Origin of the sequence: Reichenbachiella faecimaris (assembly GCF_900176375.1) — a bacterium.
Lineage (GTDB): Bacteria > Bacteroidota > Bacteroidia > Cytophagales > Cyclobacteriaceae > Reichenbachiella > Reichenbachiella faecimaris.
In genome coordinates this window covers 111973-133456 of the sequence record NZ_FWYF01000001.1, presented here as the reverse complement: position 1 = coordinate 133456, position 21484 = coordinate 111973, and the positions used below count along the sequence as shown (strand labels likewise).

20 protein-coding genes are annotated in these 21484 nt (G+C 38.7%); 8 read left to right on the top strand and 12 right to left on the bottom strand.

The annotated features are described in order from the left end of the window. Positions 1 to 12 precede the first annotated feature (12 nt). The 6 genes from B9A58_RS00525 to B9A58_RS00500 all read right to left on the bottom strand — a co-directional run bounded on the left by B9A58_RS00525 (position 13) and on the right by B9A58_RS00500 (position 10178). The gene (locus B9A58_RS00525; protein ID WP_139793694.1) at positions 13 to 2364 is read right to left on the bottom strand and encodes a hypothetical protein; all 2352 of its coding nucleotides are present in this window, start codon (positions 2362 to 2364) and stop codon (positions 13 to 15) included. 104 nt (positions 2365 to 2468) lie between these two features. Continuing rightward, positions 2469 to 3497, bottom strand: a complete 1029-nt coding sequence (locus tag B9A58_RS00520; RefSeq protein ID WP_084370469.1) for a DUF4249 domain-containing protein — start codon at positions 3495 to 3497, stop codon at positions 2469 to 2471. After that, positions 3497 to 6181, bottom strand: coding sequence for a TonB-dependent receptor (locus B9A58_RS00515; protein ID WP_084370468.1), 2685 nt, complete (start codon positions 6179 to 6181; stop codon positions 3497 to 3499). The genes B9A58_RS00520 and B9A58_RS00515 overlap by 1 nt, the downstream gene beginning before the upstream one ends. A 427-nt stretch (positions 6182 to 6608) precedes the next feature. Beyond that, positions 6609 to 7277: a hypothetical protein gene (locus B9A58_RS00510; protein WP_084370467.1), complete on the bottom strand. Its 669-nt coding sequence runs from the start codon at positions 7275 to 7277 to the stop codon at positions 6609 to 6611. A 72-nt stretch (positions 7278 to 7349) separates the two neighbouring features. Continuing rightward, complete coding sequence (locus B9A58_RS00505) at positions 7350 to 9035, bottom strand: FG-GAP-like repeat-containing protein (RefSeq protein WP_084370466.1); 1686 nt, start codon at positions 9033 to 9035, stop codon at positions 7350 to 7352. A 192-nt stretch (positions 9036 to 9227) separates the two neighbouring features. Then, a complete protein-coding gene (locus B9A58_RS00500; protein ID WP_084370465.1) occupies positions 9228 to 10178 on the bottom strand; it encodes an aldo/keto reductase in 951 nt (316 codons plus the stop codon). A 326-nt stretch (positions 10179 to 10504) separates the two neighbouring features. On the opposite strand from B9A58_RS00500, the gene B9A58_RS00495 reads away from it, so the two are divergent. The 5 genes from B9A58_RS00495 to B9A58_RS00475 all read left to right on the top strand — a co-directional run bounded on the left by B9A58_RS00495 (position 10505) and on the right by B9A58_RS00475 (position 15828). After that, positions 10505 to 11374: a sensor histidine kinase gene (locus B9A58_RS00495; protein ID WP_176214633.1), complete on the top strand. Its 870-nt coding sequence runs from the start codon at positions 10505 to 10507 to the stop codon at positions 11372 to 11374. Positions 11375 to 11518: 144 nt separating this feature from the next. After that, positions 11519 to 12007, top strand: a complete 489-nt coding sequence (locus B9A58_RS00490; RefSeq protein ID WP_084370463.1) for a hypothetical protein — start codon at positions 11519 to 11521, stop codon at positions 12005 to 12007. Between the two features lie 25 nt (positions 12008 to 12032). Then, entirely contained in the window at positions 12033 to 12608 is a 576-nt protein-coding gene (locus B9A58_RS00485) for a hypothetical protein (RefSeq protein ID WP_084370462.1), read from the top strand. Continuing rightward, on the top strand, positions 12605 to 13438 hold the full coding sequence (locus B9A58_RS00480) for a hypothetical protein (RefSeq protein WP_139793693.1): 834 nt from the start codon (positions 12605 to 12607) through the stop codon (positions 13436 to 13438). The genes B9A58_RS00485 and B9A58_RS00480 overlap by 4 nt, the downstream gene beginning before the upstream one ends. Before the next feature lie 2 nt (positions 13439 to 13440). After that, positions 13441 to 15828, top strand: a complete 2388-nt coding sequence (locus tag B9A58_RS00475) for a leucine-rich repeat domain-containing protein (protein ID WP_084370460.1) — start codon at positions 13441 to 13443, stop codon at positions 15826 to 15828. A 71-nt stretch (positions 15829 to 15899) separates the two neighbouring features. On the opposite strand, the gene B9A58_RS00470 is transcribed toward B9A58_RS00475, so the two are convergent. From B9A58_RS00470 to B9A58_RS00445, 6 genes are read right to left on the bottom strand one after another with little or no spacing between them, the layout of a single operon-like run. Continuing rightward, a complete protein-coding gene (locus B9A58_RS00470) occupies positions 15900 to 16118 on the bottom strand; it encodes a hypothetical protein (RefSeq protein WP_139793692.1) in 219 nt (72 codons plus the stop codon). A gap of 4 nt (positions 16119 to 16122) precedes the next feature. Beyond that, positions 16123 to 16308 carry a hypothetical protein gene (locus B9A58_RS00465; protein ID WP_084370458.1) on the bottom strand — a complete coding sequence of 62 codons (186 nt, stop codon included), beginning with the start codon at positions 16306 to 16308 and terminating at the stop codon, positions 16123 to 16125. A gap of 27 nt (positions 16309 to 16335) precedes the next feature. After that, the gene (locus B9A58_RS00460) at positions 16336 to 16851 is read right to left on the bottom strand and encodes a hypothetical protein (RefSeq protein ID WP_084370457.1); all 516 of its coding nucleotides are present in this window, start codon (positions 16849 to 16851) and stop codon (positions 16336 to 16338) included. Positions 16852 to 16877: 26 nt separating this feature from the next. Then, positions 16878 to 17252: a GntR family transcriptional regulator gene (locus tag B9A58_RS00455; protein ID WP_084370456.1), complete on the bottom strand. Its 375-nt coding sequence runs from the start codon at positions 17250 to 17252 to the stop codon at positions 16878 to 16880. A gap of 1 nt (position 17253) precedes the next feature. Further along, on the bottom strand, positions 17254 to 18009 hold the full coding sequence (locus B9A58_RS00450; protein WP_084370455.1) for a hypothetical protein: 756 nt from the start codon (positions 18007 to 18009) through the stop codon (positions 17254 to 17256). Then, a complete protein-coding gene (locus B9A58_RS00445) occupies positions 18006 to 18857 on the bottom strand; it encodes an ABC transporter ATP-binding protein (protein WP_084370454.1) in 852 nt (283 codons plus the stop codon). Before B9A58_RS00445 ends, B9A58_RS00450 begins: the two co-directional genes overlap by 4 nt. A gap of 202 nt (positions 18858 to 19059) precedes the next feature. Between B9A58_RS00445 and B9A58_RS00440 the strand changes: the two genes are divergently transcribed. From B9A58_RS00440 to B9A58_RS00430, 3 genes are all read left to right on the top strand, one after another. Continuing rightward, positions 19060 to 19893, top strand: a complete 834-nt coding sequence (locus B9A58_RS00440) for a DUF2971 domain-containing protein (RefSeq protein WP_084370453.1) — start codon at positions 19060 to 19062, stop codon at positions 19891 to 19893. A 313-nt stretch (positions 19894 to 20206) separates the two neighbouring features. Beyond that, positions 20207 to 20704 carry a hypothetical protein gene (locus tag B9A58_RS00435; RefSeq protein WP_084370452.1) on the top strand — a complete coding sequence of 166 codons (498 nt, stop codon included), beginning with the start codon at positions 20207 to 20209 and terminating at the stop codon, positions 20702 to 20704. 146 nt (positions 20705 to 20850) lie between these two features. Continuing rightward, positions 20851 to 21429: a hypothetical protein gene (locus tag B9A58_RS00430; protein ID WP_139793691.1), complete on the top strand. Its 579-nt coding sequence runs from the start codon at positions 20851 to 20853 to the stop codon at positions 21427 to 21429. Positions 21430 to 21484 lie beyond the last annotated feature (55 nt).

Below are 21484 nucleotides of genomic sequence, written 5' to 3'. Positions count from 1 at the left end.
TTGCTTTCCTACCTATGGTTGATTTGATGCTACTGTCAACTTGCTAGTTACTTGAAAAGGTATGCCAGACTGACTAATTCCCTCAATATTTACAAAAAAGTCTTTTTGCACATCTGAAGTATAAAATACCATTGATAAACTATCTTTCTTTTTAATAGAAACACTGGGCTGCCAATAAAGCAGGTGTCTTAAATCAGGGATACGATTAGTATAAGTATTATTCATCTCATACTTTGGTGAATAATATTCTCTGGTCAGTGAAATACCATAATAGTCTACAGCATTGGAGGTTCCATTCAAAATGCTTTTTTCGTTAAAAATATCCTTTGTTGTAATTGAAACAAACCCATAAAATCTGTGATCGGAATAATCATATTGACCAATAAACACTTCCACTTTTTCAATATTGTCATATTCAAGGTTGTTAAAAACAAATTCTTCATTGAAAATGGGTATTCCATTTAGAAAAAGTGTAGCAGGTTTATCATTAAAATCTGGAATTTCCCTTCTGATTTTGTTTGGCAGTTGCTGGTACTTATACACGAAAATTTTGTTTTCTCCATCTACTTTTCTCATTGAAGTGGAAGGAAGTAATTCCCATAACAACTCCTTAAGGTCATTTAATTCGACGTACTCTTCAGGCTTTACGACGTACTCAGGTGAAGCCAATTTTTGCCCTACTTTGAAAGATTCATAAGCCTGAGGGGTACGCCAATTTAACGAAGTACTGGGCGCATACAATCTATAATTGTCTATGACAAGATCATCTGTTTTTTTAGATTCTAAGTAGCTTGTCCAAGGCGTGCTAACTCTATCTTGAAACGGTATATGCGTAAACTCAAAAGGATCATAGGATTCAGATGACCATAGTTGATATTGGTTTAAGGAATCTTGGCCAAACATGTTTACGAACAGCTTTTTCTTATCGTAGAATTCATGGAGATGGAAGGTAAACTCACCGTCTGCTTTAGCTCTGTCAAACAGAAAGTTCGCTCTTCCATAAAGTTGTGAAAGCATAAATAAAGTATCTGTGACGGGCAAATTAGTTTTCCTATTAATCAGCTTCCCTCTAAAAACAATTCCTTGATTTTCAGCTGAGTATGACAAGTTCATAGCAGTAGAGTCTCCTATCTGCTTCCAATTAAAACGCACCCATCCCTGAGTGAGCATGAGGTGGTCAGCAGCAATTCTTGCACTGTCCGTATCATTCAAATAGAATTTGGGTTCTTCCACCTGACCCTTCAAATCCGAGTCAAGAAGCAAATAGTTAACAATATTATCAGACCCAACTGGCGGGCGATCATGAACAGAAATAGTAAAATTCGCATCTTCTGTCATGGCTGAACTTACGCTCAGTTCCACCTCAGTCCTTTTGCCATAGATATTACTTTGCTGAGAAATAACCAAATCCGAATCCACTTCTGGTGGTATGAACAGTAGTCTTTCAGCTATAGGCAACCCATCTTGATCAAAAATTGTAATATGGTTAATGCCAGCTTGCATTTTGGCTCTGGGGATAAAAATGGTGCTTTTGGAAACGGCCTTACCTTCTGCAGCAAAACTCACCTGTCCCCTACAATGTGAAATAAGAATAATTTTTTGTAGATTTTTAACTAATTCCTTGGTCAGGTTTATAGCTACACTTACATCATTCATGGAATCGAGATTCACTCTTAGATTTGCTCCATTTTTTTCAGCTTCAGGTAATTTATATCTCCTTACCTCACCCTGCCATTCAAGATGTAGCTCATAAGCTTCCTTTTTCTTAGGCCAAAGAAAAAAACTTCCCATACCCAACTTGTAGGTATTGATCTTTGCGATAGTATCCATCTGATCATTGAGCACGTAGCCTTGTACGTCTACCCCTAGTCCACGACTATCAATTACTTTAAACCCTACTTTGTTGGTCATTGATTCGATTAGCGTACCACCCTCAGGGAAGAAGGTCACATCTATTTCTCTATCATTCCATTTCACAGCATCTATTTTTTCACTTGATTCATTCACAACAAAAATTTCTTTGCTGAAGAACATATCTTGAGAGAAATTCTTCATCCATTCTGTATAAGCCAATAGGCTGTATGTTCCGCCAGATAAAGTGTCTTCTAGTAATATATCAGCATGCCCCACACCATCAGTGGTTAGAACTTTTTTATGACTGCGTTCATTACCTTGATCATCTAAGAGTTTCACATGCACGACCCTACTCAACTTCGAATAAGTGTGATCCTGAGCGTCTAATAGTCTGGTACTCAACCAGACCACGTCTCCTGCAAAATAAACATCTGTATCAGTTTGAATATAAATTTTTTCCTGATAATACTTGAGATGGTATTCTTGTAGGCTCAAGATTAATCGTTTCACAGTGTTGGTATTACTTGTGAAAATAAAACCTGAACACACCAAGAAAAAAAGGCCGCATATTACCTTAGAACTCGTTCTCATTTTTTTAGCAGAATTTCCTTTCCTCATGGCCAAAATATAGGTTTCTTACTTGTACTTGATGGTAGTGCAGTACAATCACTGCACCAGTCAGGAGGGTTCAGCTTTTCTGGTGCACAAGCTGCAGTTGCCAATATGGGAGACTCAGCGAAGTCCGTTGGGTTAATAAACAAACGTTTTTTTCTGATTGAATTGACCTCAAAAAAGCCCAATATTGTTTCCTCCTTATCACTATAGCTAAGATTACCTTCTATCCTGGCTGGTGGAGAATCGAAAACTGAACCCACATTATTCTGCTGATCGTCAATTTTTTTCCAATAGTTGTATGCATCATCAGTCATGGTATATTGGCTCACTTCTATACTGTACCCTATGGAAAATTTTCTACCATTGGGTTCTAAAAATATTAAGCGTTTCGAAAACAAGTCCTTGTCAGAAGAGATGCTTTCAGCCAATCCAAAAAAACCAAAGTAACCATCATTCACATAACATGAAAATCCTGGCACAGCAGGAGCCTGAAACTCGTAGGTACCGTGCAATGTCCATTTATAATAATGTGATATTACTTCACTTTGATTCATGTACAGATTGAGATTCAAACCGTCTACACCTATTTCATTATTACCCACTTGTTCTAGCTCAGTAAATTGCTCCAAGAGCAAATCGGCTACTTCAGGCCCAGGTTTTAATGTTTGAGGGCTTGACACAATTTGGTCACCATTAGGCATCAAGATTTGAATATGATAAGCTCGGCCAACTACACCTACTGATACCCCTGCATAATTACCATCTCCCTGATCTAAAAGCACTTCTTGCGGACCGTCCTCATCATATAAGGTAATCTGTAAACCTGTGATTGCTTCATTCACTTCCGAACCAGTAGACAAGTCATTGGTGTTTATCGCAACAGTTCTTTCAACTTTAACTGAGGTAGCAGAAATATCAGAAATACCACCAGTCACAACAATATAAGACGCATTCAATTCAATACCAGGCTCGTAAGACTCGACACAACTACTAGCTACTAGTACTAACATCACCAATCTCTTTATCATCACAGCATTTTAATGTTTAACGTAACTGAAGGTACAGGATTAGCTAAAATCGATAGTTTTTTAGCTGAAGGTAGATTTCCCTCTCTTACAAAATATATGGAGTACGCATTGCTTCTGCCATACGCGTTGTACACAGAAAAAGACCAGCTGAAGTCCCAGTTTTTCTGAATTTTCAAATTGGGGGTCTTCCAATTTAGTGATAGGTCAAGGCGATGATAATCGGGCATTCTATACTCATTCCTTTTGTTATAAAACAAAACAGGTGTACCACTCTGATTGTAAATAGCTTCTGGATAAGAAATTGGTCTTCCAGAGTTATAAAGCCAATTAAAAGACAAACTCCACGTTCGGGTCAATTGATAATCGCCTGTAACGGATAGGTTATGTGGGATATCATAATCAGAGGCGTAATACTCTCCTCCGTTAATTTGGTTTTCCGAAATACTACTTTTCATCTCGATCAAGGAACGGGTGAAACTATAGGCCAGCAGTCCAGATAATTTACCCGTTTTTTTAATTACCTGAAATTCTGCTCCATACGCCCTGCCTGTGCCTGACACCAGATCTCGATCCAGATGTGGATTGTTTATGAGTACAGCGCCATTTTTATAATCAGGTAGGTCATTGATTTTTCTAACGAAAACTTCACTGCTCAGCTCAATAGTCTTATTGTGAAGTGTTCTGAAAATACCAATTGAAGCTTGATCAGCTTTTTGAGGTCTCAGGTTGGTATCACTCAATTTCCAGATACTCAGAGGAGAAACTGAAGCTGCATTTGATACCAGATGGATGTACTGGTAAGATCTTCCTGCATTGAACTTCAGTGCCAAATCATTATTTATTGCATATTTAACAAAGAGCCTTGGCTCTAAACCACCATAAGATTGTATGAGTTCGCCTCTTGAATAGGTAGTAGAATCTATTACACTTGATGAACTTTTTGCCTCTTGAGATTCATATTGGTAAGAGGTCCCAGATCCGATCAGGAAAAAATTAGAAAATCTCAAGCCATAGCTTAACGTAAGTTTATCATTTATCAAGAATTCATCACCTGCAAAAACAGATACTTCAAGACCATGCTCTTTTTCTATTTGTACGGATGAAACACCATCCGTCTTTGTCAACTGTTCTTTTCCTGGATCAACGTTTGTAAAATTCGCCTCAAGGCCTACATTGATGGAATGATTTTCAATGCTGTAAAAGGAAAAATCTGATTTTATCAAACCTGTTGTGATTCGATTTTGAGATGATCTGTTTAGCAGAGAATCTTGTGAGCCTATGTGACTTTCGTATGTGCTATAGGCCAGTGTGAGATGGTTGATAGAATTTTTAGAAAAAGTATGACTCCATTTTAACGAAGCCAGTCCAGTGTTGTAATTGATCTCATCACCATTAGGCAGTGTGAAATCATCATTGCTCAGCAAACTATTGATACTAAGTAAATCATTGTCCGAGGGGCTATAAGTGAGTTTTGCATTGACATCATAAAAACCCCCTCTACTTTTTCTGATATTAGAATTTTTCAATCTGTCCAGATATCTATTGATATAAGACACTCGTCCTCCCAGTACAAAATTCATTTTTTTTGACAATGGGCCTTCCAGATTTAATCTGCTAGATATCAACCCTATGCCAGCTTCACCTACAATCTTTTCATTTCTTCCATCTTTTACGTTGATATTCATTACTGATGCCACACGCCCACCATATTCCACTGGCATCGTACCCTTATAAATTGTAGTGTTTTCTATTACTCCGGGATTGAAAATTGAAAAGAGGCCAAATAGATGAGCTGAATTATATACTGGAGCGCCATCTACAAAAAGAAGGTTTTGCCCCAAATTACTTCCTCTCACAGAGTATCCATTGGTTCCCTCTCCAGAGACAACACCAGGCAGCAGTGCAATGGTTTTTACTACATCTCTTTCCCCCAATAGTGATGGTACATACTCAATTTGTTTCATCTCCACGACCGACATACTCATAAGAGCCTCACTCACTACATCTTTTTCTGCCTGACCAGTAATGGTAACCTCATCCAGGGAATTGGTATTGCGAACCAAAGAGACTTCTATCTGTCCATCTGAAAATAGTACTAAATGAAGTTTGTCCTCGTGAAACCCCACACTACTTAGTGTCATAATATGTTCGCCAGCAGGGAGTGAGATTTCAAAATTTCCTGTATAATCTGACGCGGTACCTTTTTTTAGCGTCTTGGAATACAGCGTAGCACCTACTACTGGTTCGCCACTTTCAGCATCCTTGATGTGTCCTTTGACTGTAGCTATATCAGAAGTCCGCTCAGCATCTCCTACAACCATTTTTTTTAAAACTTCACCATTTTCAAGCCGGCTTTCTATCACCTGGCCGTCTTTCAATGCTTTCAAAAAGATGTATGAATCTTGGTTGTATTTAATAGTACTTAGTCCAAAAGGAAAAAGCAATTCATCTATTAAGTCCTCTAAAGTCCTCGCGGTATAGGTTCCATTGACATTGAGGCCATCAATCCAATCATTCACATAATAAAACTGAACCTGATTGTCCTCTTCAATTTTTGTTAATGCGGATTCTAGAGACTCCTCCTCAAAGGTGTAAGAAACGTTACCCTGACCAACAGATTCAAATGAATTGATTGCAATAAGAATTGCTAAAAATATGAATCTAAAAATAATATTATTTGGCATGACGGTTGGTCACTCAATTAGTTAAGAATTATCTACTAAAATGCAAAATATAAATGAACTGTAAATTAGAACATATAAATAGCTTTTTTTTATTCAGAGTGAATTATCAGCTGCTGACAATCCAAGAATAGAAGTCTGAGTGGTAGAAATTTTGAGTAATCAATTTTAACAAAAGCAGTTAATGCTTGATCCATTATTCAACTGCTAGAGAATAGTCATGAATCAGCTGGTAAAGTGGTGGCGAGAATAATTCCGATATCTGAGTAAACTTATGAACTCGGGGTCATCCCGTACCTCCCGACGAAATGACTTTTAGTTCGCAAAACTTACTGACCTAGGATGAGGCAGCTGTTTAAAAACTATACGTTAGGATCGTCAAATCTACCAGAAATACGGAGTGATCCATAGTCCTATTCGAAATCCCTATCTAGAGAAATGATTCAAATGCTGTATCATACTTTGAATCATAAAAAAGTATGGGAGCCAAGAGTTTTTTAATGGTCTTATCCAAATGGGTGAAATTGGATTGAGAAATGTGCAATGGGATTTTGTACAGTCGTGCATCCTTCTTTCCGAAAGGACAAGCGACCTTAGACTGATGTAAGTATGGAACTAAAGTAGTACTACAGTTGATTGCTATTCGATCTACTTTTTTTTGACTTAATACTTGAGTCAAAGTAGTATTTATTTCCTCAAAGAATTCTAACGTTTTGGCCAATCTCACTCTAGATCCAGCTCTTGATTTGCCCTTCTTGTTTAAATATTTAATCTGGCTGACCCCTTGCTTCTTTCTGGTCATATAGGCGGAGAAAGTGGTATGATAAGCGTTGATCTTTCCGTCCATCAAACAAATGGCTCCATTACCTGATTCTATGCTAACGTAGAGTACCCTTGCCTGATCACTCAATATTTCAAGCTGATCATCTATGACCACATGCATGGGCAACCGAATATATCCCAGCCTATCGCGTTGATTGTTTTCAATTTTGATCATGTGCTTCTCAAAATCATATTGAAACCTTGGAAAATGTTCTTTGACCCTGCCAAACAGTTCCTCAAATGGTATTTCGTACAAATTAAGCGAAAGCTGAGACATGAAAACCTGTAACTAAACTCTTACAAAAAGTCGCAAGTTAATCAATAGGTCTCAGCTATTTCATTGAATAATCTACTTACCAGCCACTACCATCATTCGGCCAGACTGGGAGCCATTGATAGCACTCCACGCAGAAGTAAGAAGTAGGTCTACCTTTCCATCTCCATTCACATCTCCAATTCCAGTAGCATCAAAGCCCAGTGTTTCGCCAGCCACCTGTCCAGTCAAGGTTCGCAAAAGGCTGCCATCCTTTCCAGAGTACAGATAGATTTTGCCTCCAGAAGGTGCCGCAGAGGCATGCTGCCAGGCTCCTATCACAAGATCATCAAAGCCATCACCATCTGTATCTCCTGCATCCGCTACTCCAATACCAAAACCATCACCTGCTGCCTCTCCTGTCAATATCATCAATTGCTCACCATTTGCACCTGAATGGATATAAGCCCTGCCAGTAGAGTTTCCTAAAGCTGCATTAGCAAAGTCTGAAGCATAGACATCTTGTACACCATCTCTATCTACATCCCCGACTACAGACATAAACATGCCACCCAGTCGACGACCTGTTGTATCTGGTTCTATCTTAAAAAATGGTTTCTTTTCCATGCCCTGATACACATACACTTGCCCACCATTGGTCACGCCAGGTGCACCTACCATCAGCATGGAAGCACCATCAGTAGTTTTGCCTCCCAGCGCCGTTCCAAAACCGTCACCTATGCTTTCCCCGCTCCATGATTGCAAAATGGAACCGTCCTTTCCAGAATATAAATAGGCTTTTCCCGCATGCTCTACTTTGGTACTATTTAATGGCCCACCCCAGATCTGATAAGGTTCACCAATTAGAATATCATCATATCCATCTTTATTTACATCTCCTGCTCCTCTCACTCCTCTGCCAAATGCACCTTTCTCATCAGCACCTTTCCATTCATAGAGTACCTTCCCGTTTTTACCAGAAAACACCCAGGTCTTATTTACATAAGGGGCACCTGCAACCACATCAGGCGTGCCGTCACCATCAACATCGCCAGCAGCTTCAATGCTCATACCCAGTTGGCCATTGGCATCCTTGGCTGCATAGGCCCATATAAGCCTGCCAGTTTTTCCAGAATAAACATAGATTTTTCCAGCTCCAACTGCTCCATCATTATTAGTTGGGGCAGAAGAAGTAATATCCATTACACCATCTCCGTCCACATCTCCAATGTTTCTACCAATCCACCCAAACTGATCTCTGACATTTTCTCCCTTCCAATCATGAATAATTTCAGCACCAGCTTCCACAAACGGATTTGAGTACTCCTCAGGAGTTGGAAATAGATTTTTGAATCTGGGATCAGGTTTTAGAATCTGAGCAGCTGGGCTCAAACCCACGTTGGTAATATTGAATGTATTACTCTCCTTTACTTTCATTAATGTCTCAAAAGCCAGGTCCTTATTCTCTGCCAAAGCATAAGCTACGCCAAGGTTGAATTGTCCTTGTGAGTTTTCTGGTTGGGCTTCAGCTGCTTTTTTGTAATACTTCACGGATTTTTTATAATCCTGTTTTCTCCTGTATGCCAGCCCTAGCATCCCTAAGGCACCCACATGATCTGGATCGTCTACAAGTATGGCATTAAGATCAGCAATCGCCTCGTCTAGACTTTCTGAGTTGATTTTTTGAAAAGAGGACTGAACAATTTGTCCAGAGTTAGGTTGCGAGAAAAGTGGAGCATATAAGCAAAATGAAATAACGAAAATGAGAATTGACCTAAACATATTTTTATACTTTGATTTTGGTATAAAAATGCGCTCTACACATGAAGCACTGGGTAAACCCGATCAAAATTTACTTTTCTTTCTCAATCCATCCATGATGCAAGCCCAAGCACTACACTATAGCCTGCTAAAAAACAAATGACAAAGGAGATGTCCTTGGGTTTTAAAGTAAAATCTTTGACTTTCTTTTTTTCAATTCCAGGGAAGCTTTTTTCTGTCCTCCCAATACGAACTTGTCTCAAAGGCAAATGACTGTAGCATGCCTATCTCTTCTTGAGCAAGTTCGAATGTTAAAGCCATTAAGTTTTGGTCCAATTGGAATCCATCAGAAGCTCCACTCAGCACTATAAAGGGATCAATACTATCCATGCAAAAACGAAGGGCTACGGCATCCACACCCACATCGTATTTATTGCCCAAAGCTTCCAGATAGCTGTAGACTTTTTTATACGCTGGATAATTGCCATTTCTAAAAATTCTTCCGTTTGCCAAAGCTTCTTTGATGATCACACGCTTTCCATTCAGGCCATTCGCTACAGATGCGAAACTCTGATCAAATACGTTGTAGGTAACCTGATAAGTATCAAAGAATTGTGTACCATTGTTTTGCACCTCCAAAGCAGCCTTTATCACCTCTGTTTGACTACTACCTGTCGTGGTCAACCCTATGCTGATCTTATGCTTTGCTTTTAGTTCTGATAGTCGCTCAAGAACACGATCATTAGTCAATACTCCTGTTTCAAAAGTGGCCGAGTGAATCTGAAGGGTGGTTAAGTAAGGAAGCAGTTTCTCAGACGCTATCCATTGCTTGTCTAATTGTCTAAGGCTGTGATCTTTCACTTCATGAACCTTGGCATTTGGAGAAAAATCAGCTACATAACTATAACCCCATTTGGTTGCAATTTCAATAGAGTGATCTTGTTTCTTCTTTGCCCAATCAATCATCAATTGTTCGGCCATGCCATATCCAGGAGCCGTATCAAAATATCTTACCCCCCTTTCAAATGCCAGATCTAACAACTCAAACCCTTGTTTTTTAAAGGTTTCAAAATCAAATGGTGCATTCGGTTTTGATCTTATATTTATATACTGTGGTCGGCCTAGGGCTGCAGTGCCTAAACCTATCCTATCAATGCTAGACATGATTTAATCTAGAAGTTTTACTCATTCGATTTCAAACATAACTAAGTCGTCAGACACTTAGTTTATCGAATTGATTTAATAAATTTCTATATTGAGAAAGGATTTATAAAAATATCCTATTTAATTTTCGGGTTGCAGTTGATGGGAAAGCTATGATTATTTTGAATTTTGTACTGATTTTATCCCCACCAATCCAAACAGAAACTACATCTACCTTAGAGTCCTACAGTATTTTGAATATGGCACTCTTGGTATTGTTGTGCTGTATAGGACTGTATGCCCTTTTCAAACTTTATACTCGTCGGGCACAAATTCAAAAACTCGTATTGCAAAAAAAAGTAGAAAAAAGAACCTCAGAAATATCCAAACAGAAAGAAGAGCTTCAAAAGCAATCTGAAGAGCTTAAAAAAGCTTACGAGGAAATCAAAGTAAAAAACATTGCGATTGAAGAAGCTTTCGAGCACTTGACTAATTCGTTTGCCAAACTCTCTGACTTAAACAGAGAGAAGGATGGGATAATTAGTATTGTAGCTCACGATTTAAGAACTCCACTCAACAACATTGAAGGATTAATTCAGCTTGTATCCATGGATGGCAACTTGAGCGATGACCAAAAGGACTACATTATTAAAATTCGTACTGTAGTAAAACATGGGAATGAAATGATTCGTGATCTTCTTGACATCAATCAAGCTAAAAACCAAAAACCTGAGTTAAAAATTTCAACAATTGACCTCACAGAATTCATTACCAACTGGAATGTACACTTTGAAAAATCTCTGGCTGCTAAAAACCAACAGCTAGTCTTGACTAATGAATTTCAGGATTTGACCATACAGACTGACGCTGGTCTTCTATCCAGAATTCTGGATAATCTTATGACAAATGCCATTAAATTTTCTGAGAAAGGCACTAGCATATATATCAATATCAACTGTGAAGATGACAAACTCATTTTGAGCATTAAAGATGAAGGCCCTGGTATCAGTGCGGCAGACCAGCAGAAAATGTTCAAGCCATTTACAAGACTTTCAGCAACTCCTACAGGTGGAGAGCCTTCTAATGGACTTGGCCTTTCTATTATTAAGAGCTTGTGCCAACAATTAGGTGGAAAAATAAGAGTTGAAAGTGAACTGGAAAAAGGAACAACTTTCATAGTTTCTATCCCAATGCAGATTGAAACTGCCAAAGCCTAGTCCAAGAACCACATCCTTTACAAATTTCAATATTATCTTTAAATAAAACTATTTATGGCTCGTTAGTCAGAACTGGAACGCTATTTGTAATAGTGCACACGTTTGAACAAATGAATATTAAAACACATTTCAATTATTTCAACCATGACAAAAAACATATTGAATAATTCACCATTTGTGCTTGCCATTTTGGTGGCTCTTATCGTCGGCACCTCTTCGTGCAAGACCAAAAAGAACCTGGCACAAGTAACTCCAGTAGAGGACGTAGAACCTATAGAAGATGAAATAGTAGAAGAATTAGAAGAAATTCCGGAAGCAGTAGAAGTAAGAGTTCCGGAGAAAATTGTTTCTAAAGAACAAAAATTGAACAACTATTTCAAAGCAGTAAGTGGTGCCTCTTCTACAGAGGCAGCTAACAAAAGCATCAATGAGGCTTTGACCATGTTTAATAATCCAGATGCCCCATTATTGATTGTAATCTATAATGATGGAGCAAATCCAGATTATGACGAGCCTACCACAATTGGTAAATATCTGAACTACCTAAAAGACACTAAGAGTAAGCCAGCAGCAGTAGAAGAAGTAGTTTATGATTCCAATGGACGTATCAAGGAATTGGTGCTCAAAAAATAAATTTTAACCAGAAAGAAATAAAGACATGCAATTGATAAAATATACTGTGCTCTCGTTAGCCATTTTGGTTTCGACAGGCGCATTTGCACAAAACAATATTGACCCCAGGCGTAAGCAAGCCATAGATTCATTGGCTCTCGAAAAGGTCAAAGATTTGAGTAAGTACATTAGCATAATTGGGAAAAAAGATACCCAGTTCTCAGAAGCACAGCGTGTCATGGACAGAGCAGAAGAGCTTTTTGCAGAAGGAAGTGAAATGGGTGTTTCTTCTTTAGAAAGAGAAGAAGTCAATTACTACAAAGTCAGAGCATACTTTGAAAGGCTAATGGCCTTGAATTACGACCAAGTTAAAATCCAGTGGTATGACATCCACTATGTGAGTGATCTTGAGCAACAACCTGATGGCACTTTTGTAGGTGTAATCACTGTCTATCAGCGATTTGAAGGCACCTCTAAGGATGGTCGGCTTGAATATAAGGACACCACTAAAAAGGATATTACCATATTCGTGAAACGTAAGGAAACTCAGATTGCGGGACGTATCATAGAATTTTGGGATGTCATGTTGGGAGATATCAGAGTAACAGAAACTTCTGCATGAGAACCCTCCTATTCGCGTTATTAACAGTTTTAGCAATTCATAAGTCAGTGGGTCAGGGACTCACTGACGACATGAAGGACACAGAAGAACAACTCCGTGCTTCTACCAAGCAGATCAATCAATTCTTTAGAAGATTTAATGGTGAAGAAGATGAAAATGGTAAACGCTACTACCCTAGTGATAAAAGGTATCGTGACGCCAATTTGAGAAGAAAGTATGTGCCTGTTTTATTCGACACCCAAACTGGACAGCTGGATGCCACAACAGCCAAAGAGTTTGTAAAAGTAGTCACAGACAAAAAATCTCCAGCCTTTCTGAACTTTCATCAGGATGACTGGTGTGCCGAGGTAGAAACTACCTTCAAGTACAAAGGGAGAACCATCAATGGCACCTTATATATGAAACTTCAGCCTCAGGGACAAGGCTATGAATGGGTCATACAGGATGTAGCTTTTAGACAATTGAGCCAATGGTTTGACAAGGATACTAGCAATGAAAAACAGTTTCTACATCCTATGAGTCATGAGTTGGATTTCATGACTTTGCGCAAAGCACTAAGCAATCAAAAACATGCTGAACAATACACGAGTGATGACTACCAACCAGATTATTTGAGTATTTTTCTGTATGAACTGAATCAAGGCAATTTAACATTTGTATCTGCTCGAAATGTTGCTTTTCACTTTTTTGCCATTGATGGCTATTATTTTTCAATTGCCAATTTTAACCGACCAGGATATAATTCAGGTTGGCTCATATCAAGTCTCGTTCCCCTGGCTAATGAGGATCAAAAACAGCAAATGAAAGACTATATCTATCGTAAAAACTAACTATGAAATACCTCTTTTCATTTATACTCATCCTTTCTTCTCTTTTTAGTCAAGCACAAGAATCAGTGGACTCTACCCGAGTGGATGAAGTGCGCAGCCTTGTGAATTTTTACGAATACATGCTCAATACTATTGGGGCTAGTAAGACTTCTACGCGCGATAAGGAAGTAATCATCAAGGAGAGTTATAAAAAGGTATTTAAAGATCAGTTTGTGCAAATAGAGGATGATCTATTGCTAGACAGAAAGGTTATTACCAACAAGGATGTTTCTGCCTATTTGCGTGATGTGGACTTTTTCTTTGATGACATACAATTTGACTTTAGCAATATTGAAATCGAAAAAATTGACAAAGAAAATCAAAGCTTCTACTATCTGGTTTCTTTAGAAAGTGCACTGGAAGGAACCACAATTGAAAACGAAAAACAAACCAGCACCAAACAAAGATTTATTGAAATCAATCTCAATGAAGAGTCCAATGACTTAAAAATAGCCAGTGTCTACAGTACCAAAGTCAGTCGTGACAAAGAACTAGAGCTCTGGTGGGAAAGTCTGTCATTTGGTTGGGTCAATATCTTGAGTGACTATGTGCCACACGATTCCATTTCAAATAAAGTCTTGAGAAAAATGGCAGCTATAGACAGCTTGAATCTATCAGGAAATCAGTTTATTCTGGACTTAGAACCTTTATCAGCACTCAAGAACTTAAAGAAGTTAGACATCAGCAATACAAAGATTTCTGACTTGAGCCCATTGAGATATGCCAGAAACCTCAAACAGCTAAATGCCTCTAATACAAGTATAGCAGACATCTCTGCTATGCAGTATTTCGACCAGTTAGTCAAGCTAGATTTATCTCAAACACACATACGCGACATTAGTGTTTTAGAGCGCTTCAATGATTTAAAGGAATTGAATTTATCCAGCACTGAACTGACTGACTTTAAGCCAATAAAACAACTTAAAACATTGCAAAGCATCAATGGCTCGAATACCAAATTTGATGACCCTACCATTCTCGCTTCCAGTACTGGACTGAAGCAAGTAGATTTATCCAGAACACTTGTTGATCATCTGTTTGTTTTTCAAAGCTTGCCTGCAGTAGAAATACTCAACCTATCTGAAACACAGATAGTTAATTTGAATGGACTAGAGCAGCACCCTGCTTTACAAGAGTTGTCCATCAATCAAACACAGGTAAAAAGCCTCCTGGCTCTGGAGGCTACCCCCAAACTAAAAAAAGTATATGCTGATCTCTCAGGTATTACAGCGGTCACAGCCAATAATTTTATGACCAGTCATCCACAAGTAGTGGTTGTCACCAATAGCCAGCAAGTCCTGAAGTGGTGGGTAGAACTCCCTACCAATTGGAAAACAGTTTTCGAGGAAATCATAGGTCACAAAGAACCGGGCAAGGAAGACTTGGCTAAACTTCTTATTCTTGATTCATTGAATATATCTGATCGAAAACTTTACATAGAAAAGCCATTGTTAAAATTCAAGCGTTTGCGCTATCTGGACATCAGCCACAACGATTTTGTGAGCTTGGCTTTTGCCAAAGAAATGCCTGATCTGGAGTATCTCATTTGTACGCATGTACCCATTGAGTCTACTTCAGATTTAGCAACCAATAAGAAACTAAAAGTGCTAAACTTGAGTAGATCCAAATTAAAGAATATGACCTCTCTGGATCAATTGCACAAATTGGAAAGATTGGATGTAGAAAAGACACAGATTGGGCAACAACAAGTGATTGAATTGCTATCCACCAATCCTGGCACTGTAGTCATCTTCCAATCTGACTCATTGCTCGCCTGGTGGAACAACTTGTCACCTACTTGGCAAAGCACTTTTGATTTATCTTCCAGCAGCTCTTTTGAATTACATCAATTAATTGAAAAACAGGAAATAGAAATTTCAAATCAAAAGATTCAATCCTTAGCCCCTCTTCAGACCTTCATCAATCTCAAATCTGTGACGCTAGACAAATTGCCACTGACAAATTTGAAAGAATTATACAGACACCAGGGTTTGAGATCATTGACCTACACCAATGGTCCTTTACAAAGTCTTGAGGGTATAGATCAGCTCAGACAATTGCAATCCCTCAATATTTCTAACACAGCTATAGAGGATCTGAAAGATTTGTATTATTTAAGCTCACTCAAACATCTCAACTGCTCTCGTACGGGTTTGAAAAACCTGAGGGGCATAGAAAAGTTGGTAGACCTGGAAACGCTAGACATCAGTAACACACGTATTTGGAGACTTGATAGACTAGCTGGGATGAGGAGAATCAAGACTTTGACTTGCAACAATACGCGCATAAGCCAATCTAAAATAGATGACTTCCAATTGTTGGTTCCAGATTGCGAGATTACGTTTTACTGATCTAACTCAATGGTCATTATTTCTCTGACCTGATGGTAGATAGTTTTGCCTTACTACCTTAGCTCACGTCGTCAATCTGTCAGGGCTTCACAACTGAAACCAAAGGTTTGTACCATATCAATGACATCATCTTCTGATAAGCTATTAGAGGCCTCCACCCTTAACACTTTGTCAATATCTTGAAGATCAACATTCCAATTAATGATGTATGGATGCTGATTGAAAACCCAAGCGAATTGATCCATTCGTTTACGGGTTTTAATATCAGTTCTAAATACTAATACTTCCATGGTATTATATTTCAAGAAAACGAAAGGCTTCATATACGAAGAATACAGGCCAAACGACCGCCTTGAAGAAGCCTCCTACGCCCAGCCAAAATCCAGCGGCTGTAGAAATAAAATAATAGGCAGCGCCAAAGAATCCTAAGAAGTAAAAGCAACTGCCGCTTGAGCTTGATGATTTGAATTTATCTTTCATGGTTTTATATTTTCTATTGTTAATCTGTTATTTATAAGGGTCATCCAAAAATTCTATTTTGGAGTTTCCGATAGTTTCATAAGAGGTATAAATGAACTTGTTTTCTTTTCCAGTCAAATGGCTTGCATCTAGTTTAATAGTCATGGAGTCTAATTGAAAATTTTTAAGTGTGACATAAGCATTTTCGGCCTTGACCCCGCGCAATACTGGCGTGATCACTTTGGCTTTCACTGCTATGGAACTATCCCCTTTGATCAAGAAATGAAGGGTGTCGTTTCTATTTTCTAATTGAGGTAAATACCGATTCTGAGAATCGAAAGCCACTTCCACTTGGTACGTTCTACCCTGCCGGACCTGCACATTCCAATGGCCTGCAAAGTGTAACACGCCAAATGCTTCTACAGGTACAGCGGTCATTTGCACATCGGCGGTCTGACTCGCATAGATGGCTTGCACATCACTGCGCATGACCATCAGACTGCTGATAAATAGTGCCAAGAGAATTCCTACGGTGGTGATTAATACTTTCTTACTGGTTTGCATGGTTTATATCGTCTTAAGTTTTTTGGTTAGTTCTTTTGAGTTTCTTTCAAATGCTGCTGGTAGTACTTCGAAATGTCTTCTATGGATAAATGAAGTAAATCCATGGCTTTAAACAATCGTGGCAATTCACTGGTAACAAAGTCCTCCTTCCTCAGTGCGTTGGTCTTGATTTTGCCATCTTCCGACACGAAGTAGCCTATGCCTCGCTTGTTATAGATAATTCCTTTTTCTTGTAGATAGGTAAATGTCCGCATCACAGTATTGGGATTTACTTCTATGCTTACCGCCATTTCTCGGACTGATGGAATCCGATCTCCTGGTTTCCATTTTTCCAACAGGATGGTTTCACAGAAGTGATCGGCAATTTGGAGATATATAGCTTGATCGTCTCTAAACTCCATCTTACACCTCCCTGTCTTTCAATCCCAAATAGGTCACCACCCAACAAAACGGAGCCAATAACCACCAAAAAATCCACTGTGCCAACAGCCAAATTTTGTATATGGGCTTGTCCACCAACGGATTATTGTCAGATAAGCACTCCTGATCATCCTGCATCAAATCACCCATGATCAGGTAGAATAGCGTACCAACTACAATAGCCATCAGGATTACGGTGAAAATAGTTTTCGGAAACACGTAACCTTTGAAGTGTGCTGCGCCTAACAGAAACAGACCTTGTAATATGAAGTAGTATTTCATCACCGAAACTGCAAACGGACTCAGTGGATCAAAATCCTCAAATCGCATATTACTATCGATCATAGTCCCGATAGGATTGGCGACAAATACAGTATACAAATAGTAGGTGAAGCTGAAAAAGGCTATCCACCCCACAGAAGTCAACAACCACATGGATAGAAACTTCTCGAAAGTAGAAGCAGGTAAAGTAAGGTAATTGCAGCTTTTAAGTGAGTTACTTAAATCATTGAAAGCCAGTGAACTAAGCACAAATCCTCCAATAATCAATGTAAAAGCATAACCACCCGTATGCTCAAAGAAGACCATGCTGTCCTCTACGATGATGGACATGAGCAACCCGACAAAAAAGAGCATACCGAAAGTGATCTCAAAGGTCATGAATATGCCTCTAAAACTCCTAAACAACTCCAGCTTGAGCAGCTTCAAAAACCGATGGATATTAAAATATTGACTCATCCTTCTACCGTTTGATTTTTGAATATTTCTTGCACTTTTTTCGTGTTGTTTACCACTGCATTGAATAGGATCTCCAGATTCATATTGGACTCCACATCGCTCCTGTTTTCTTCTACCACGGTGTAGCCACTAAAGTTGGACTCGGAGTACACTACCTGGTCGCTCGGTGGAAGGGTCTTGACTTTGCTTACAGTTAGCTTCTTTGATATTTGCTCGTAGTCTTCAAAGAAGACGATCTGGCCTTCATCCAGAATAATGATCGGATCGATCAGATTCTCCATGTCTCGCGCCTGATGCGTGGATATGATAAAACTTCGCTCCTCGTGAATGGCACTGGCTACTACTTTGCGAAACTGACTCTTGGATGGGATGTCCAACCCATTCGTGGGCTCGTCCAGAATCAAAAGCTGACAATCAGTAGCCAAACCGAACGACAGTAGAAACTTCTTCTTTTGTCCGTACGACAATGCGGTCAGCTTTTCATCAGTCGGTAAGCTGAATTCGTTCAAATACGTTTGAAATAACGCCTGATTGAATCTGGGGTAAAACGGACTGTACAAATCCACAAATCGTTTCATCCCCATGGCGGGCACTTCAAACTCCTCAGTTACCAAATAGATTTCGCTGAGAAACTCGGGATGCCGCTCTTTTGGTAGACATCCACCGACATGCAAACTTCCCGCTCTAGGAAACAATAAGCCAGCAATCAGTTTGAGCAAACTGGACTTCCCTGCCCCATTCTTACCCAGGAGCCCATAGATATTTCCCAATGGCAAAGACACGCTCAAGTCCTCAAAGAGCTGCGGTTTGGAAGGATATCCAAAAGAAACATTTTCAATATGTACCATACTTTTCTTGAAGTAAATTAGTGTACTATCATACTAATACACCTCAAAAGTAAATAAGGTTTCATTTCAGAAAAAATAATTTTAGTTTTTATCCTTTATGATGAGGAAACTATTTGGGATATGTGATTAAATCAACCATATTAGGCTGGTAAAGCGCATAGTGCACTTTATTCGAATGTTATAGGCAATTCAGACTGACGAAATGAATTTATACAAATATGTATCATCAGAAGATGCAGTCAAGAACATTATTGATGGCAAAATAAAATTTGCGACACTTGAAAGTTTGAACGACCCAACAGAATTACTTCCCAGAATCTACGAAGATGAGTTATTGAAATCTTTAGAGGACAAAAGGAAGAACGGATACAACCATGAAGACCTTGAAGATTTAAACAATCAGGAACGACTATTCGGAAAACTGTCACCTGAGACTATGGTTATAAGTGCTCCTAAATCAATTGAACAAGCAAATTCTATTGTAAAACTTTCAGTTTATGATAATGTCGATTACCTAAAGAAAATGTTTGATAAAACCGTTGAGTTAATGTCTTCAAGGTGTGGAATTTTTTGTATTTCGACCAGAAACAATTCATTACCGATGTGGGCACACTATGCCAACAATGCATCGGGATTTGTAATTGAATTCGAAGATTTGGAAAACGAATTTTTAGGGGATGGAACAGGAATATTGAACCAAATCAAAGATGTAGATTATAAACTAGTAAGATCAGGAGTTACTTTTGAGAGAGGCTCATATCATTCCGTATTCTTTGAGAAAGACAAAGACTGGGGATATGAATCCGAAAAAAGGATTGTTGTAGATCTAGCTAGTTGTACAACACTTCAATTTGAGAATGGGAAATTGTTCATTAAAGAAATAGATAAACGTAGAATATCGAAAGTTATATTTGGCTGGAAAGTAACAGGCAAAAAAATCGAAAAACTTTCAAAAGAGATAAAAGAAATTAACCCGAATATAGAAACTGTTGCTGCAACAATTAAAAATGGATTTATCGAAATAAAAAGCCTATAACAGATGCTGTGAATGAATGGGGTTTCATCGGTCATGATATTTTAGTGAGGATTGGAAAGTCCATCACAAGTTATAATTTTAACTCACCAGGTCCCGTAGGCGCGACATGTACGTAACGTGAGTTTATAGCTTTCTATTAGCCACTCGTTCAAAGCTGATCATTATACCACCTTCACATATCCTTTCCCAACTAAACAATCACCCAACTTTTAAACAAAGTAAAAACGACTTTTGAGCAAAGTCATAAGTTTTCTTTCTCTTGATCTTTGTTTCACATAAATTGAAACAAGACAGAAATGAAAAACAATAATCAATGGAACTTTTAAAAGTGGCTCAAGAGTGGGCCAAAGCGGAGGTATTCTCCACACGATTCTTTATCCTATTTGCCATTTTATTTTTAGCCGCCAGTGCAGGTTTTTGGCAACTCGGCAAAACCGAATTGGCCAAGGCATACATTATCCCTATGCTGGTAGCAGGCAGTTTACTGATGACTATAGGGCTCGGACTATTTTTCACCAACAAGTCAAGAATCAACCAATTTGAAAAAGCATACCATCAAGATGCTTCTGCTTTCGCAGACTCAGAAATAGCTCGTGTGGAGAGTACTTTAAAAGAATACACAGTGGTTTTTAAGGTTGTTCCTATTATTATCGTCATAGCTGCCTTATTGATTGTTTTCGTCAATACACCCACTTGGCGAGCGATTGGAATTACTACGATCGCCATGATGGTTGTCATTTTATTAGTTGATGGTACAGCGTACGCAAGAATAGATGCTTATTATAAGCAGCTGATTGCTCTCGTACGGTAAAAAGCTATAGCTCAGAGACACAATCATCCATAAGCTTACCTATTATTTGTAATGGCTAATGCGATCCTATACATTTATAGCACCCAAAAAAAGGCTAGGGTACGGATGTTAACTGACCTTTCTTTACTCACTCTCAATTAAATTCAATGAACCTCACAAAACTCTACTCCATTCTTGAGCGACTAACTACCAAACGAGTAATCCTTGTCTTATTCGTTGTGGCTCATCTGGTACTGCTCCTAATGATGCTATTTACTTTTCCTCGCATCAATGCCCAATTGGAAACAGAAGCCTTTGATTTGAAAGCTACAGGCTATACCGTAGAAGAAGCCACAGCAATGCTTCAAAAACTTGATCAAGCTACCATAAATCTCTATCTGTTTCCACAGCTATTTCTACTGGATGTCCTCTACCCTTTCTTGCTGGCACTTCTACTGAGTACCTTGATTATTCGATTGTCTGGTTTGATAAAAATGAGGGCTCATCCTCTCCTCTCTCATCTCTACCTATTGCCCTTCCTGGCTATGGCATTGGACTATGCAGAGAATGTTTCCATAGCCCTAATGATTACCAATACATCCCAAATATCAGCAGGTACCATTCAAACCGCCAGTCTTTTTACTCAATTGAAAAGTGGAATAACTACGATATGCTGGCTGGTGGTGATTATATTGTTTTTTGTTTGGTTGGTCAATCGCAAAAGAAGCTCTGCCGAAGCTAATTGAATACACCAAAATATGATCTGTTTGGCTTTATGTGAAAAATTAAAGAAATTGATCC

Bases quoted from the DNA above. Each gene is read 5' to 3' on its own strand.
- B9A58_RS00520 (WP_084370469.1), bottom strand. From the start codon at position 3,497: ATGATAAAGAGATTGGTGATGTTAGTACTAGTAGCTAGTAGTTGTGTC.
- B9A58_RS00515 (WP_084370468.1), bottom strand. From the start codon at position 6,181: ATGCCAAATAATATTATTTTTAGATTCATATTTTTAGCAATTCTTATT.
- B9A58_RS00510 (WP_084370467.1), bottom strand. From the start codon at position 7,277: ATGTCTCAGCTTTCGCTTAATTTGTACGAAATACCATTTGAGGAACTG.
- B9A58_RS00505 (WP_084370466.1), bottom strand. From the start codon at position 9,035: ATGTTTAGGTCAATTCTCATTTTCGTTATTTCATTTTGCTTATATGCT.
- B9A58_RS00500 (WP_084370465.1), bottom strand. From the start codon at position 10,178: ATGTCTAGCATTGATAGGATAGGTTTAGGCACTGCAGCCCTAGGCCGA.
- B9A58_RS00490 (WP_084370463.1), top strand. From the start codon at position 11,519: ATGACAAAAAACATATTGAATAATTCACCATTTGTGCTTGCCATTTTG.
- B9A58_RS00485 (WP_084370462.1), top strand. From the start codon at position 12,033: ATGCAATTGATAAAATATACTGTGCTCTCGTTAGCCATTTTGGTTTCG.
- B9A58_RS00480 (WP_139793693.1), top strand. From the start codon at position 12,605: ATGAGAACCCTCCTATTCGCGTTATTAACAGTTTTAGCAATTCATAAG.
- B9A58_RS00475 (WP_084370460.1), top strand. From the start codon at position 13,441: ATGAAATACCTCTTTTCATTTATACTCATCCTTTCTTCTCTTTTTAGT.
- B9A58_RS00470 (WP_139793692.1), bottom strand. From the start codon at position 16,118: ATGGAAGTATTAGTATTTAGAACTGATATTAAAACCCGTAAACGAATG.
- B9A58_RS00465 (WP_084370458.1), bottom strand. From the start codon at position 16,308: ATGAAAGATAAATTCAAATCATCAAGCTCAAGCGGCAGTTGCTTTTAC.
- B9A58_RS00460 (WP_084370457.1), bottom strand. From the start codon at position 16,851: ATGCAAACCAGTAAGAAAGTATTAATCACCACCGTAGGAATTCTCTTG.
- B9A58_RS00455 (WP_084370456.1), bottom strand. From the start codon at position 17,252: ATGGAGTTTAGAGACGATCAAGCTATATATCTCCAAATTGCCGATCAC.
- B9A58_RS00450 (WP_084370455.1), bottom strand. From the start codon at position 18,009: ATGAGTCAATATTTTAATATCCATCGGTTTTTGAAGCTGCTCAAGCTG.
- B9A58_RS00445 (WP_084370454.1), bottom strand. From the start codon at position 18,857: ATGGTACATATTGAAAATGTTTCTTTTGGATATCCTTCCAAACCGCAG.
- B9A58_RS00440 (WP_084370453.1), top strand. From the start codon at position 19,060: ATGAATTTATACAAATATGTATCATCAGAAGATGCAGTCAAGAACATT.
- B9A58_RS00435 (WP_084370452.1), top strand. From the start codon at position 20,207: ATGGAACTTTTAAAAGTGGCTCAAGAGTGGGCCAAAGCGGAGGTATTC.
- B9A58_RS00430 (WP_139793691.1), top strand. From the start codon at position 20,851: ATGAACCTCACAAAACTCTACTCCATTCTTGAGCGACTAACTACCAAA.